Consider the following 14,576-nt stretch of genomic DNA (forward strand, 5'->3'; position numbering starts at 1 on the left):
TAACACGAATCCGCACCAAACCTCAGGTTGAATTTCACCCTCCCGCATAGGGCCAGATCATTGCATTTCATCGGTCCTTATTGCTGCGCAGCAGCGAGGACAGTTGATTTTGTCAAATGACCTGCGCTAATGGAGCGCATGCAAATCTACCTCCCCATTGCAGAAGTCTCGGTCAATGCTTTCCTCGTGCTGGGACTGGGCGGGCTGGTCGGCGTGCTTTCGGGCATGTTTGGTGTGGGGGGTGGTTTTCTCCTCACCCCGCTGCTGTTTTTCATCGGCATCCCCCCCGCCGTGGCGGTTGCCACCGGTGCCACGCAGATCGTCGCATCCTCCTTTTCCGGGGTGCTGGCGCATTTCAGGCGACGCACGGTGGACCTGCGCATGGGATCGGTGCTGCTGATCGGCGGGCTGGTGGGGGCCGCGCTGGGGATCATCCTGTTCAACTACCTCAGGTCGCTTGGCCAGGTGGATCTGCTGGTCCGGCTGTTCTACGTCGTCTTTCTGGGGATCATCGGCGCGCTGATGTTCGCGGAATCCCTGCGTGCCCTGCGCAATGTCAGGAAAGGCAAACTTGCTCCGCGCAAAAAACACAACTGGGTGCACGGGCTGCCCTTCAAGATGCGCTTCCGGATCTCGGGGCTGTACATCTCGGTGATTCCGCCGCTGATGGTGGGGGTTCTGGTTGGCATTCTCGCCGCGATCATGGGGGTCGGCGGCGGCTTCATCATGGTGCCTGCCATGATCTACCTGCTGGGCATGCCCACCAAGGTGGTGATCGGCACATCGTTGTTCCAGATCATCTTCGTCACCGCCTTCACCACCATGCTGCATGCCACCACCAACTATACCGTCGATGTGGTGCTGGCGGTGCTGCTGCTGATCGGCGGGGTGATCGGTGCCCAGGTCGGCACCCGCATCGGGGTCAAGATGAAAGCCGAACAATTGCGCATCCTGCTGGCCCTGCTGGTGCTGGTGGTCTGCGGCAAACTGGCGCTCGAACTGCTGCTGGAACCGGCAGAGCTTTACTCCATCTCCCCGGTGAAACTGACATGATGCGTCTGGTCGCCACCCTGGTGTCCCTGCTGATGCCCATGTCCCTCTCCGCCCAGGAAGAGGAGATCGTGCTGGGCCTCAGCCAGGCCGAAGTCTCCATCACCACCAATTTCGACGGCTCCGAAATCCTGGTCTATGGCGCGGTCAAACGCGACGCCCCGCCGCCGGACATCGGCCCACTCGGGGTGGTCGTGACCGTCTCCGGCCCTTCTGTCCCGGTGCTGGTGCGGCGCAAGGAAAAGAAATTCGGCATCTGGCTCAACACCGATGCGGTCGAGGTCGACCGCGCGCCCAGCTACTATGCCGTTGTCACCTCCGGGCCGCTGAACCGCGTCCTGACCCGTGTCGAGGACCTGCGCCACAAGATCTCCATCCCCCGCGCGATCCGTTCTGTCGGCGCGCCGATGCATATCTCCAATGCCACGCTTTTTACCGAGGCCCTGATCCGCATCCGCACCCGCTCCGATCAGTACCAGGTGATCGAGGGCGGTGTGAAACTGGACGAAGACACGCTGTTCCGCGCCGCCGTGCGCCTGCCCGCCGCCCTGACAGAGGGCGATTATGCCGCCCGCATCTTCCTGACACGGGCCGGCAGGGTCGTGGCCAGATACGACACCGTCATCGACGTGCGCAAGGTCGGCCTGGAACGCTGGCTGTTCAACCTGTCGCGGGAAAACGCCCTGCTCTACGGGCTGATGTCGCTGGTCATCGCCATCGGCGCAGGCTGGGGCGCCTCCGCCATCTTCAGCATGTTGCGCCGCTAAAGCGTCATGTGAAAAACCTGACTCGGGTTACGTCATGCCTGGAGTTTCAGGTATTTCGACCGGGGCTATTGGACATTTCGAAAATCTCTGAGGCCGCGTTACACGAGTCAGCGAAACTTCCTGACCCGAGGATTGGAGCGCAGCCGCAGGTGAAACGCCTGTGCGCCGACACCGGCTTGCAGGCAACCCTGCCTTTCCCCCGACCGCGTATCTGCAAATGAAGACATGTCATTTTTGACATGTCAGATTGCTGACAAACCCGGAAACGGCTGCCGCCGGAGGTAAATCGTTCTTCTGCGCTCAGCGTTTCGTTTTCGAACGAAGGGCCGCGCCCGAGCCTGGGAGGGCGCATTGAGACGCGCATTCGGAGCGCCTCCCTTACAAATATCAATGTTGTCAGTGTGATACGAGAAGTCACCAAAAGCGCCCTCCCGGGGGGAGGGTCGGGCGCGGCCCGGGCTGACACCCGGGCCAAGGCTTGTGGCTGGCGTCGTGGAAGAACGATTTCGTTGTTTCGGGGGGGGCGGGTGCAGGAACGTGCTTTTTCAGCAGCCTCACATGTCATTTTTGACATGTCTTCATTTGCAGAAGGATGATGTCGTTCCACCGCGACACCACAGAGCTCTCTCCTGCGCAAGGCACCGCAGAACGGCGGCGCAAAGGGTGATACCCTTTGGTCGCCCCTAGCCGCGCCCGATAAAGGGCATGTTCGTCGCCATCACCGTCAGGAACTGCACATTCGCCTCCGGCGGCAGCTCCGCCATATGCAGGACCGAGGCCGCCGCATGCCGCACCTCCATCGTGTCCATCTGCGGATTATCCACCTTCAGCGCCGCCACCATATCGGTTTCCGCATTGCCGATGTCGATCTGGCCACAGGCGATGCCAAAGGGCCGCCCGTCCAGCGACAGCGACCGGGTCAGCCCGGTGATGGCGTGTTTCGTGGTGGTATAGCAGACCGATCCGGGGCGCGGCACGTGGGCCGAGAGCGAGCCGTTGTTGATGATCCGCCCGCCGCCCTGCGCCCGCATCGCGCCAAAGGCCAGCCTTGCCGCGATGAACATGCCATGCAGGTTGACGCCCAGCACCTGCTCCCAGTTTTCCAGCGGGATCTCGTCAATAGGGCCTGCCTTGCCAAAGCTGCCCGCATTGTTGAACAGGACGTCCAGCCTGCCGAAAGTGTCGAAGGCCTCGGCCATGGCACCGGCATCGGTGACATCCGCAGGCAGGGCCACCGCATTGGCATGGGCCTTCGCCATCTCCGCCAGCAGTTCCGCCCGCCGCGCGATCAGCCCCACGCGCCAGCCCTTTTCCAGGAACAGCTCCGCCGTGGCCCGGCCGATCCCGGAACTGGCGCCGGTGACAATGATGCTCTTCATCCGAAATCCTCCGTGGTGGTTTCAAGCGACAGGGGGGCCACAGGCTGGCTGCGCAGGTCGTCCACCACCAGCGGCCCGCCAGGTTTCGACAACCGGTTGCGCACCACCCAGATCAGCCGCTCCTGCGCGCGGGTGATGGCCACATAGGCCAGCCGCTTCCACAGCGGCTGCCCCGCCTCCATCCGGCCCATGCGCGCGGCGGCGTAAAGATCGGGGGCAAAGACCTGCACCGTTTCCCACTGGCTGCCCTGCGCCTTGTGAATGGTCACCGCGGCCCCATGCAGAAAGGTCGCCCCCATGCGCGCGGCAAAGGGGATGAAGGGTTCTTCCTCATCCGGTTTTTCGATCTTCACGATGCTGGCGGCGCTCACCTGCGGGTCCTCTGCCCCCATCACGTGCAACCGGCTGAAGCCGGGCTTGCGCCCCGCGCCGAGGTAGATCACCTGCGCCCCCTTGATCAGACCCCGCGCCTCCAGGTCCAGCCGCTTCTTGCGGTGCTTGAGCGGCAGTTCCAGCCCGTCGCAGATCAGCGGCTCCCCCTCCAGCAGCGCATCCTCGGGCGCGCCATGCACGTTGCGGAAAGCATTGATCAGCCGGATCCGCGTGGCATTGCGCCAGACCAGCACCGGGGAACGCGCCATCAGGTCCACCTCGACCCGCTGGCCCCAGACCACGCGGTCGTCGCGGCGCGCGGTCTCTTCCACCATCCGTTCGAATTGTTCAAAGCCGAGGTCCGGATCGGCCAGCGCATGGGCCAGATCCAGGATCGGATTATCCGCATCCTGCCGGAAGATGCGGTTCAGGTTCATCACCCGCTTTTGCGGCAGCTTTTCGAATACCATGGTGCCGGACTGGTTCACCGGGGCCAGCTGCGCCGGATCCCCGAACAACAGCAGGGTCGGGAAAATCTCTTTCAGGTCCTCGAACTGCTTGTCATCCAGCATCGAGGCCTCATCGACAAAGCCGATGTCCAGCGGTTCCTCCCGCCGTTTCCAGCCGGTGATGAAATCCGAGCCGCGCAGCCCCGCCGCTGCCAGCGCGCCGGGGATCGACTTGTTGCCCGCATAAAAGGCCGCGGCGCGGTCCAGCGCCAGTTCCGTCAGCCCCTCCACATCCACGGGCCGTTCGCCATTGCCCGCCAGCCATTCCGCGATCCGCTCGTATTCCGGGTCATAGACCGGGGTATAGAGGATGCGGTGAATCGTGGTCGCGGGCACCCCGCGCAGCCGCAGCACCGAGGCCGCCTTGTTGGTGGGCGCGAGAATCGCCAGCGTGCGCTTGTCGCGGCGCTTGCGGCTCTCGTAATCGCCCGAGACCACCTCGACCCCGGCCTCTTCCAGCGCCTTGTAAAGCTCGGCCAGCAGCAGCGTCTTGCCCGATCCCGCCTTGCCGGTCACCGCCATCACCTGGTCGGCCCCGCCGGGCGGCGGCATCAGCAGGCTGTCTTCCAGGTCGATCCCGGCGCCGCGCAGCATCTCGGCCACACCGTCATAGGCGGTGGCCTGATCGTCGGAATATGTAAGGCTGGGCAGAGTCATGCGCCGACATTAGGCGAGCCCGCCAGCGGGGGCCAGCGGGTTCAGGCGCTTTGCTGCAAAACCACGGGCATCCGGCTGCCAAAAGCCTGATCGAACCAGAACCGCGATTGCTCCGGGCTGATCCCGGCACGCTGCGCCACCTGCGCCTGTGCCGCTTCGCTATAGTGCCACAGACCCACGCTGATCCTGTCACGCCCCTGCCCGGCACTGCCCAGAACCTCGGGGCTGGAGCCGATCATCCGGTAAATCCGCACCATCCGCGCATCAAAGACCCCGACGAAATGCCGGATGTCAAAGCCGCGCATGATCTCGCCGCCGCCCAGCATCAGCGCCGCCGCCACATGGGCATCCGCCCTGCGCGCCAGACAGAAACGCGTACATTCCCAGATCAGCGGGCTGCGCAGCGGGCCCGACAGCAGATGCGCGAAATGATCGTTCACCATAGCCGGCCCGGTGGTGGGCAGAAACCGCATCGACCCGCCATGGCCGCCATCCGCCTGTTCCCAGATCACATAAAGCGGGTTCATCGCATCGTAAGCGTCCCGCTCCTCGCCCGCTGCATCGACCTGAACTTCCCAGCCCAGCCGGGTGCGAAACTGATCGGCCCGGTCCCGGAACATCTGCCGGGCCAGTCGGGGGTGGTGGTGCAATTGATCGGCATAAAGGTAACGCAGCATGGGCTTCTCCGCTCTGACAAGATGCCAAAGCCCTAGCCGCAGACCCGTTAACACAGCGCTGGCACCGCGCACGCCGCTCACCGGACAGGCGCAACACCTTTCACTCTTTTTGGCCTTAAATATTCCCGGGGGGGCAGCCAAAGGCTGCGGGGGCAGCGCCCCCTGCACCCGCGCCCCTCGGGATCACACCACGATCAATCCCCGGCTCAACGCGCGGGCCACCGCATGGGTGGTGTTCAGCGCCCCCAGCTTGAACCGCGCGCTTTCAATATAGACCCGCAGCGTATGTTCCGAGATCTGTAACTGGTCGGCCACCTGCGCGCGGCTCTGCCCGGCGGCGAGAAGGGTCATCGCGTCCACCTCGCGCGGCGACAGGGCCTGCGCGGTTTCCGGCAGCCGGTCCGGTTCGAATTCCAGCGCCTTTTCGTTCAGGAAATGCGCAATCAGGATCAGCTCGTGCCGGTGCTCCGCGACAAAGGCCTCCCATTCCGCATCCATGCAGCTGTGGTTGATCGTGAACAGCGCGAACTGGCCATTCGGGCCGCGCAGCGGCACCGACAGCCCCTGGTTGCCGACCCCATATTCCAGCGCTTCGGCGAAAAACGCCCTTGCGGTCTTGGACGACCAGTCCAGCTGTTTCCAGTCGACCGGGTGAAAGCGCTGGAAACAGCCCAGCACCACCGGATCAATGCGCAGATAATTCTGCGCGATGTAGCGTTCCTGCCAGGCGACCGAATAGGTGCCGCAGCCGTATTGTTCGCCGGTTGAATCGACCCAGTGATACAGCACATGGTCAATGCCCAGCAGATCGCGCAGCGCCTCCGTCGCGCTTTGCAATCCGGCGTGGGAGTCAGCCTGCTCCAGCGCCTCCATTATGAAATCTATCTGCCGTGTCTTGACCATTCACCGTACCCTGCGTTCCCTGTTCCAGAGCGGCGATCTCGGCCATGGCCACAAGCGCCGCGTCATCCAGCTGCTCCGCAAGGGCGGGCAGGTTGCTTGACAAGGCAAAAGTCCTGAGGTCGGCAAGAACGTCCAAAATCCAGTCACTACGCATGCACAGCCTCGCTTCCAAATGGTTAATGGTAGGTTAATTCAATCATAGCATGTAGGAGATTTTGACGAAAATTCGCCGCTTTCCCCTCCCCAGAAATGGCGGGGGGCGGAAATGCCAACCCCCCGGAATGAAACAGGGCACCGCGCGGGGACGGAAAACGCCCGCGAATCGAGAGTGATTCGCGGGCGTCGGAAATGACGGAAATGGGGCGCGCGATCAGCCGCGGGCGTCCAGCGCGTCCTCCAGGGTGCGCAGCCCGGTGGTGGGTGCCTGCACCAGCACCGACATGTTGCCGGGTTTATGCTCGTTGCGCATCATCTTCATATGCGCCTCGGGCAGGTCGGCCCAGGTAAAGACCTCCGACATGCAGGGGTCCAGCCGCCGCTCCAGCATCAGCTTGTTGGCAGAGGCCGCCTGCTGCAGATGGGCAAAGTGGCTGCCCTGCAGGCGCTTCTGGTGCATCCACATGTAGCGCACGTCAAAGGTCAGGTTGAAACCGGATGTGCCGGCGCAGATCACAACCATACCGCCCTTTTTGACCACAAATGTGGACACCGGGAAGGTCGCCTCGCCGGGGTGTTCGAACACCATGTCGACATTGTTGCCCTTGCCGGTGATCTCCCAGATCGCCGCGCCGAACTTGCGGGCCTCCTTGAACCAGGTGGCATATTCGGGGGTGTTCACCGTGGGCAATTGCCCCCAGCAGTTGAAATCCTTGCGGTTCAACACGCCCTTGGCCCCCAGATCCATCACGAAGTCGCGTTTGGATTCATCCGAGATCACGCCAATCGCATTGGCACCGGCGGTGTTGATCAGCTGGATCGCATAGGAACCCAGACCGCCCGACGCCCCCCAGACCAGCACGTTCTGGCCCGGTTTCAGGTCATGCGGCTCGTGGCCGAAGAGCATCCGGTAGGCGGTGGCCAGCGTCAGGGTATAGCAGGCCGATTCCTCCCAGGTCAGATGCTTGGGACGCGGCATCAGCTGCTGGGCCTGCACGCGGGTGAACTGGCTGAACGACCCGTCCGGTGTCTCGTATCCCCAGATCCGCTGGCTGGGCGAATACATCGGGTCGCCGCCGTTGCAATGTTCATCATCGCCGTCGTCCTGGTTGCAGTGGATCACCACCTCATCCCCGACTTTCCAGCGCTTGACCTTGTCACCCACGGCCCAGACGATGCCGGAAGCATCCGACCCCGCGATGTGATAGGGCTGCTTGTGGCCGTCGAAGGGGCTGATCGGCACACCGCGCGCGGCCCAGACCCCGTTGTAGTTGATGCCCGCCGCCATCACCAGGACCAGCACGTCCTGACTGTCCAGCTTCGGCACATCGACCACTTCCTGAAGCATAGCCTTGTCCGGGTCGCCGTGACGTTCCCGGCGGATCGCCCAGGCATACATCTGTTTGGGAACATACCCCATCGGGGGCATTTCGCCCATCTCGTAGAGGTCCTTCTCAGGTGCGTCGTATTGCGCGATGGTCGTGTCGAGTGCCATGCGGGCCTCCTGTCCGTGAATCAATTGTGCCGCGATGCAGAATCGCCGGTTGTCAGGACGGAATATGACTGGTTGCGCAATTATGCAACCTCTCAGGGGTCATTTTTGTAATTTTATGACCTCGCAGTCGCAGAAACATCCAATGCGGGTGCAGCATTCTCCGGCAGCAGATGGGCAATCGAATTGGCATAGAACCGCAGCACCGCCACTTCTTCCGGGTTGGCGCGCCAGGTCGATTGGTCACAAAGCACCACGCCGCGTGCGCGCAGCCCGTTCAGCGCCTGGCGCAATTCGGTTTCCAGCTCCGATGCATCCACCGCCCGGTTGGCCAGCGGCACCTGGCCGAGCACTTGGGCGGCCCGGTCCAGTAGCGCCTGCGTCTCCAGCGCCTGGCCCTCCAGCAGGACGGTGCTGATCAGCGGCACGCTCAGCACCGGCATGGCACCGGAGATCCGCGCCATCAGCTCGTCCGACAAGGCCTCGACCGTCGCATCCGCCCCCGCCTCACGCAGCGACAGGGGCGCGCCGAATGCCACCGCTGCCGTGCCGAACCGGGTTTCCTGACGGGTCAGCCGCTGCCAGAGCTTGCGCAGGATGAACCCCACCACCACCGTGATCCGCGCGCCAAAGCGTCTGTCGCCACGCTGGTCGGCCGCAATCAGCACCTTGTCCTCCAGCACCCGGTCATAGTTGATCGCCACCGGCATCAACACCACGTCGCGTTCGCTTTCGGGGTCGAACCCTTCCACCACATAGGACAGCAGCCCCATCTTCGGCGGTTGCAGCGCCCCGGTCAGACTCAGCCCGCCTTCGGGATACATCGCCTGGTTCACACCCCCGGCCGTGGCCATCTGCACATAACGCGCCAGCACCTTGCGATAGAGCGCGCCGCGCGACCGGCGGCGGATGAAATATGCCCCCAGCGACTTGATCAGCCAGCTCAGCGGCCAGACCCGCGCCCATTCCCCCACCGCATAGGCCAGCGCCGAATCCCGCGCCGCAAGATAGGTCACCAGCACGTAATCCATGTTGGACCGGTGGTTCATCACAAAAACCACCGTCGCATCCTTGGGGATCGCATCGAAGGTCGCATCATTGCTGTCGGCGGTCTTGATCCGGTAGACCGAATTGGCCAGCAGCCGCGCCACCCGGATCCCGAAACTGAAATAGGCAAAGGCCGAGAAACTGGGCACGATCTCCCGCGCGTATTCACGGGCTTTCTGAAAGGCCACGTTTTCCGGCACCCGGTTCTTGGCCGCGTAATTGACGATCTCGCGGGTGACATCCGGGTCGTAGATCAGCCGCTGGATCATGTCATGCCGCCGCGCCAGCTTGAACGGCTCGATGGGGCGTTTCAGCCGCCGGTTCAGCCGCTTGACCGCCCGTTCCAGCCGCAGGCGGAAAAACCAGCGGACAGAGGGCAGCAGCAGGTGGCTCAATGCCGTGACTGCGGCAAAAAGCAATATCAGGATAAAGAGCCACAGCGGCAATTCGACAATCTGCGTCATGGGCGCACCCTTGCAGCGGCAGGGGGCAAGGACAATATGTAATTGGGGGACAGGAAAGGCAGCGCAATGGAATTCACCATATCGAAAGGCTTCTCGGAGGATGAACGAAGCCGCGTCGCCGATCTCTACTGGGCCGCCTTTTCCGGCAAATTGCACTATGTCCTGGGCCCGCCCGCAAAGGCGCTTCGGTTCCTGTCCGACCAGTTGAACCCGGCATTTGCCCTGGTGGCCCGCGACGCCGGTCACAGGGTGCAGGGCGTTGCGGGCTTCAAGACCGCCGAAGGATCGCTGATCGGCGGCAACCTGCGGGACATCGCGCGCAGTTACGGTTTCCTCTCCGCCTGCTGGCGCGGTCCGCTGCTGGGCCTTGTCGAACGGGAATTGTCGGATGACACGCTGCTGATGGACGGGATCTGCGTCGCAGGTGAAGCGCGTGGTCAGGGGCTAGGCAGCGCGCTGCTGAATGCGATCAGGGAGACGGCAAAGGCGCAGGGCAAATCATCCATCCGGCTAGATGTCATCGACACCAACCCGCGCGCCCGCGCGCTTTATGAACGGTTCGGTTTTGAAGCCACGGGCCAGGAACACCTTGGCCCTTTCCGCCTGATCTTTGGTTTTCGCAGCGCGACACGGATGATCTGTCACATCTGACAGGGCCGGTCCGGGGTTTGAGGTGAGATGGAAATGCCGCAACGCAGCGAATTGACAGTTGCGCAAAGTTTCCTCTAGATACGGGTCAACGCAACAATATTGCCGAACCGATTCAAGGATGGACCGATGACCGAGACCCAGAAAGACCGCCCCTGGCTGATCCGGACCTATGCCGGCCACTCCACCGCCGCCGCCTCCAACGCGCTTTACCGCTCCAATCTTGAGCGGGGGCAGACCGGTCTTTCCGTGGCTTTCGATCTGCCCACGCAGACCGGCTATGACAGCGACCATGTGCTGAGCCGGGGCGAGGTCGGCAAGGTCGGCGTGCCGGTCAGCCACCTGGGCGACATGCGCGCGCTCTTTGACCAGATCCCGCTGGAACAGATGAACACCTCGATGACCATCAACGCGACCGCCCCCTGGCTGCTGGCGCTTTATATCGCCGTGGCCGAGGAACAGGGCGCGGATGTTTCGCAATTGCAGGGCACGGTGCAGAACGACCTGATCAAGGAATACCTCAGCCGGGGCACCTATATCTGCCCCCCTGCCCCATCGCTCAAGATGATCGCGGATGTGGCCGAATACTGCTATACTCATGTGCCGAAATGGAACCCGATGAATGTCTGTTCCTATCACCTGCAAGAGGCCGGCGCGACGCCCGAGCAGGAACTGGCATTTGCCCTGGCCACCGCCACCGCCGTGCTCGACCAATTGCGCCCCCGCGTGGCCGAAGAGGATTTCCCGAAACTCGTGGGCCGCATTTCATTCTTTGTGAATGCGGGCATCCGTTTTGTCACCGAAATGTGCAAGATGCGCGCCTTTGTCGATCTCTGGGATGAAATCTGCGCCGAACGCTATGGTGTCGAAGATCCGAAACACCGCCGTTTCCGCTATGGCGTGCAGGTCAATTCCCTGGGGCTGACCGAACAGCAGCCGGAAAACAACGTCTACCGCATTCTGATCGAAATGCTGGCAGTGACCCTGTCGAAAAAGGCCCGTGCGCGTGCCGTGCAATTGCCCGCCTGGAATGAGGCTTTGGGCCTGCCGCGCCCCTGGGATCAGCAATGGTCGATGCGGATGCAGCAGATCCTGGCCTATGAAACCGATCTGCTGGAATTCGACGATCTTTTCGACGGCAACCCGGCAGTCGATGCCAAGGTGGAATTGCTGAAACAGGGCGCGCGCGCCGAACTGGCCAATCTCGACGGCATGGGCGGGGCAATTTCTGCCATCGACTATATGAAAGGCCGGCTGGTCGAATCCAATTCCGAACGTCTTTCCCGGATCGAGGCCGGTGAAACCATCGTGGTCGGGGTGAACAAATGGCAAAAGGGTGAGCCCTCGCCGCTGATGACCAGCGACGGCGGCATCATGGTGGTGGATCCGGCAACCGAGGCCGACCAGATCGAGCGGTTGAACGCCTGGCGCGCAGAGCGCAACGAGGGTGCGGTCAAGGCGGCACTGGCGGACCTGCGCGCCGCCGCAGCAGAAGGGCGCAACGTCATGCCCGCGTCGGTCGCAGCCGCCAAGGCCGGGGTGACCACCGGCGAATGGGCCGCACAGATGCGCGCCGTCCATGGCGAATACCGTGGCCCCACCGGCGTTGCAAAAGGCCAGTCGAACAAGACCGAAGGGCTGGACGACCTGCGCGCCGCGGTGGATTCCGTCAGCGACCGGCTGGGCCGCCGGTTGAAATTCCTGGTGGGCAAACCGGGGCTGGATGGCCATTCCAACGGCGCCGAACAGATCGCCGTGCGGGCCCGCGACTGCGGCATGGACATCGCCTATGAAGGCATTCGGCTGACTCCCGCCGAAATCGTCGAAGCCGCGCGCAACGACAAGGCGCATGTCATTGGCCTGTCGATCCTGTCGGGCTCTCATATTCCGCTGGTCGAGGACCTGCTGGGGCAGATGCGTCAAGCGGGCCTGGGCGAAATACCCCTGATCGTGGGCGGCATCATTCCCGAGGAAGACGCAAAACGGCTCAAGGCGATGGGCGTTGCGCGGGTCTATACCCCCAAGGATTTCGAATTGAATACCATCATGGCCGATATCGTGACCCTGGTGGATCCCGCAGCGGTTGCAGCGCAATAGCTCTGACACAAATTTGAACTGGAATCCTCTGCCATTTGTATTACAGCCTTGAGGTCTAGACAGACTAAAAGGAAGAACCAATGGAATTGGATTTTAAATCAAAAAGCGCGAAGGAATTGGAGAAGATCCTTTCTGACGTAAAAAAGGCGCTGGCCAATGCGCAGGCCCGCGACCGTCGTGAAGCACGCAAGGCGGCAGAAAAGGCGGCTGCGGAATTCGGCTTCTCGCTGAGCGAATTGACCGATGACGAGAAACCGGCGCGCAAGGCAAAGAAGGCGGCAAAGCCGAAAGCAGCCTCCAAGCCGAAATTCGCAAACCCTGCGGACCGGTCGCAAACCTGGACAGGAAAAGGCCGTCAGCCGAATTGGTATCGCGCTGAAGTTGAAAAAGGCACCGACCCTGCGAAAATGAAAATCTGAGGTCAGCCCCCCTGGTCCTGGCGGCTGCTGTATTCAAAGCACAGCGGGAATTGGCGCAGGAACCGCCAATTCCCGGAAACCGGATCAGACTGCGAACCGCCATTGCAACTTGCCCCCGCCCTGCGGGTTCTGCATGCTTGTCCCCAGACAACACAGGAGAACGCCTTGACCATTCATATCGGCGCAAAGCCCGGAGATATTGCCGAAACTGTCCTGATGCCGGGCGATCCCTATCGCGCGAAATGGGCCGCCGAAACGTTTCTGAAAGACGCGCGGCTGGTCAATGAAGTGCGCGGGATGCTGGGATTCACCGGCACCTGGCAGGGTCATACCGTCACCATTCAGGGCTCCGGCATGGGCATGCCCTCGCTGTCGATCTATGCCAACGAGCTGATCCGCGATTACAATGCGCAGACCCTGATCCGCATCGGATCCTGCGGCGGGATGCAACCCCATGTGGGCATCCGCGATGTCATCATCGCGATGACGGCCACCACGATCACATCGCCCTCCTCCGGCATCTTCCGGGAGGTGAATTTTGCCCCCTGTGCCGACTGGTCGCTGCTGCGCGCTGCTGTCGCTGCAGCTAAAGCCAAAGGGACCACAACCCACGTCGGCGGCATCTATTCCTCGGATGTCTTCTATGCCGAACGCCCCGATCTGGACGAACAGATGGTGCGCCATGGCATCCTGGGGGTCGAGATGGAGGCGGCAGAGCTTTACACCCTCGCCGCACGTCACGGCCGCCGTGCGCTGGCGGTGCTGACGGTCTCGGACCATCTGCAAACCGGTGAGGCCCTGCCCGCCGCGGAGCGCGAGCGCAGTTTCGGCGACATGGTCGAGATTGCGTTGAAGGCGGCGTTTGACGGCGGTTAGGTGCAGTGGGGACCTGTGGCCGAGCGGCAGGGCATGGGGGTTCAGGTTTGCCGCGACATGCCAGCCCCCGGAACTTTACCTGCCCGCCCCCCCGGTTCTTTGCAAATGAAGACATGTCATTTTTGACATGTCTTCATTTGCGCCTCAGCACCGGGCGCATGGCGCAGGTTCATGGATGTCGCTGCGGAAGTCCGGAAAGAGCCCATATTGACCGTGCTACGTGGTGGCAGCGAAGGAGGTCTTGGCACGTGGCGACGCATGGATCACACTTGAACGCGTCTCAGAGCTGACACGTGTTCCTTTATCCGATCCGCGCTCAAAGGCCCTCCGTGGCCAAGGTAGAACGTCTTGCACCCGCGCTGTAACAAGTGCTCCAATGAGGCTGCCACCGCCAATTGGTCTTCTTCAAAAGGCGGTCGCTTGGGTTTGCTGCGCATCAAAATACCACCGAGCAACACGCCGGAAGCTGCCAGATCTCCCGCAATGACACGGCCATCTTCCAACAGCACCGAAACCGATCCCGGCGTGTGCCCGGGAGTGTGAATGATTTTCAGTGGAAACCCGCGATCCTCAAGGCCCATTTCCCCTGCCGTCATGATCTCATCCGGTTTGAAATAGGAAAACGGTCTTTCAATTGCGCCGGTCTTTTGGAATGCCCTACCGAACGGACCCGTTGCCGCAAGCCTGGGTGGCTGACCAGAACAATATGGAACTTCAAGCGCATGGGCGCAGATCGGAGCGGCGGTCAAAGCCTTTATCCCGATGGCAGACCCGGCATGATCGATATGCGCGTGCGTCAGAACGATCAATTTTACATTGAGCCAACTCAGGCCAAGTTTCTTCAACCGCTTGAAAATCTTTGCTTCGGACCCGGGTAGCCCGGTGTCCACAAGAATGGCATCCTCTCCGTGTATTATGAGGAAGGAATTAAGCATCCCCAAAGGCAGAATTGGGATAGTCTCGATCTGGGGCCTGGTCATGAGCGCGGTCCGCTGTTGCTAAGGTCAGGCGACATTGCCCTGAACCGAGGGGGCGCGAAATTGGGCACCTTTTTGTAACCGGA

At 62.1% G+C, this 14,576-nt stretch carries 13 protein-coding genes; 6 read left to right on the forward strand and 7 right to left on the reverse strand.

Annotated features, from left to right (window positions below):
- Window positions 1-138: 138 nt before the first annotated feature.
- Window positions 139-1,053 (forward strand): sulfite exporter TauE/SafE family protein, encoded by a 915-nt coding sequence (locus O4H53_RS06085; protein ID WP_269362169.1) that lies wholly within the window; start codon window positions 139-141, stop codon window positions 1,051-1,053.
- Window positions 1,050-1,817 (forward strand): TIGR02186 family protein, encoded by a 768-nt coding sequence (locus O4H53_RS06090; protein WP_269362171.1) that lies wholly within the window; start codon window positions 1,050-1,052, stop codon window positions 1,815-1,817. Before O4H53_RS06085 ends, O4H53_RS06090 begins: the two co-directional genes overlap by 4 nt.
- Window positions 1,818-2,500: 683 nt before the next feature.
- Here O4H53_RS06090 and O4H53_RS06095 read toward each other — a convergent pair.
- The 6 genes from O4H53_RS06095 to O4H53_RS06120 all read right to left on the reverse strand — a co-directional run bounded on the left by O4H53_RS06095 (window position 2,501) and on the right by O4H53_RS06120 (window position 9,473).
- Window positions 2,501-3,196: an SDR family oxidoreductase gene (locus O4H53_RS06095; protein ID WP_269362173.1), complete on the reverse strand. Its 696-nt coding sequence runs from the start codon at window positions 3,194-3,196 to the stop codon at window positions 2,501-2,503.
- Window positions 3,193-4,734, reverse strand: a complete 1,542-nt coding sequence (locus O4H53_RS06100; protein ID WP_269362175.1) for an ATP-dependent DNA helicase — start codon at window positions 4,732-4,734, stop codon at window positions 3,193-3,195. Before O4H53_RS06100 ends, O4H53_RS06095 begins: the two co-directional genes overlap by 4 nt.
- 41 nt (window positions 4,735-4,775) lie before the next feature.
- The gene (locus O4H53_RS06105) at window positions 4,776-5,411 is read right to left on the reverse strand and encodes an acyl-homoserine-lactone synthase (protein WP_269362176.1); all 636 of its coding nucleotides are present in this window, start codon (window positions 5,409-5,411) and stop codon (window positions 4,776-4,778) included.
- Between the two features lie 183 nt (window positions 5,412-5,594).
- On the reverse strand, window positions 5,595-6,314 hold the full coding sequence (locus O4H53_RS06110) for a helix-turn-helix transcriptional regulator (protein WP_269362178.1): 720 nt from the start codon (window positions 6,312-6,314) through the stop codon (window positions 5,595-5,597).
- A gap of 370 nt (window positions 6,315-6,684) precedes the next feature.
- Window positions 6,685-7,965, reverse strand: coding sequence for a crotonyl-CoA carboxylase/reductase (gene ccrA, locus O4H53_RS06115; protein ID WP_114274740.1), 1,281 nt, complete (start codon window positions 7,963-7,965; stop codon window positions 6,685-6,687).
- A 113-nt stretch (window positions 7,966-8,078) separates the two neighbouring features.
- Window positions 8,079-9,473, reverse strand: coding sequence for a 1-acyl-sn-glycerol-3-phosphate acyltransferase (locus O4H53_RS06120; protein ID WP_269362181.1), 1,395 nt, complete (start codon window positions 9,471-9,473; stop codon window positions 8,079-8,081).
- 66 nt (window positions 9,474-9,539) lie between these two features.
- Here O4H53_RS06120 and O4H53_RS06125 point away from each other — a divergent pair, with 66 nt between their 5' ends.
- From O4H53_RS06125 to deoD, 4 genes are all read left to right on the forward strand, one after another.
- On the forward strand, window positions 9,540-10,124 hold the full coding sequence (locus tag O4H53_RS06125; protein ID WP_269362183.1) for a GNAT family N-acetyltransferase: 585 nt from the start codon (window positions 9,540-9,542) through the stop codon (window positions 10,122-10,124).
- Window positions 10,125-10,223: 99 nt separating this feature from the next.
- Window positions 10,224-12,218, forward strand: a complete 1,995-nt coding sequence (locus tag O4H53_RS06130; RefSeq protein ID WP_269362185.1) for a protein meaA — start codon at window positions 10,224-10,226, stop codon at window positions 12,216-12,218.
- Window positions 12,219-12,298: 80 nt separating this feature from the next.
- Window positions 12,299-12,637 (forward strand): H-NS histone family protein, encoded by a 339-nt coding sequence (locus tag O4H53_RS06135; protein WP_269362187.1) that lies wholly within the window; start codon window positions 12,299-12,301, stop codon window positions 12,635-12,637.
- Window positions 12,638-12,802: 165 nt separating this feature from the next.
- A complete protein-coding gene (gene deoD, locus O4H53_RS06140; protein WP_269362188.1) occupies window positions 12,803-13,513 on the forward strand; it encodes a purine-nucleoside phosphorylase in 711 nt (236 codons plus the stop codon).
- A gap of 263 nt (window positions 13,514-13,776) precedes the next feature.
- On the opposite strand, the gene O4H53_RS06145 is transcribed toward deoD, so the two are convergent.
- A complete protein-coding gene (locus O4H53_RS06145) occupies window positions 13,777-14,493 on the reverse strand; it encodes an MBL fold metallo-hydrolase (RefSeq protein WP_269362190.1) in 717 nt (238 codons plus the stop codon).
- Between the last annotated feature and the right edge of the window lie 83 nt (window positions 14,494-14,576).

It is taken from the genome of Sulfitobacter sp. G21635-S1 (genome assembly GCF_027213915.1).
Taxonomy (GTDB): domain Bacteria; phylum Pseudomonadota; class Alphaproteobacteria; order Rhodobacterales; family Rhodobacteraceae; genus Sulfitobacter.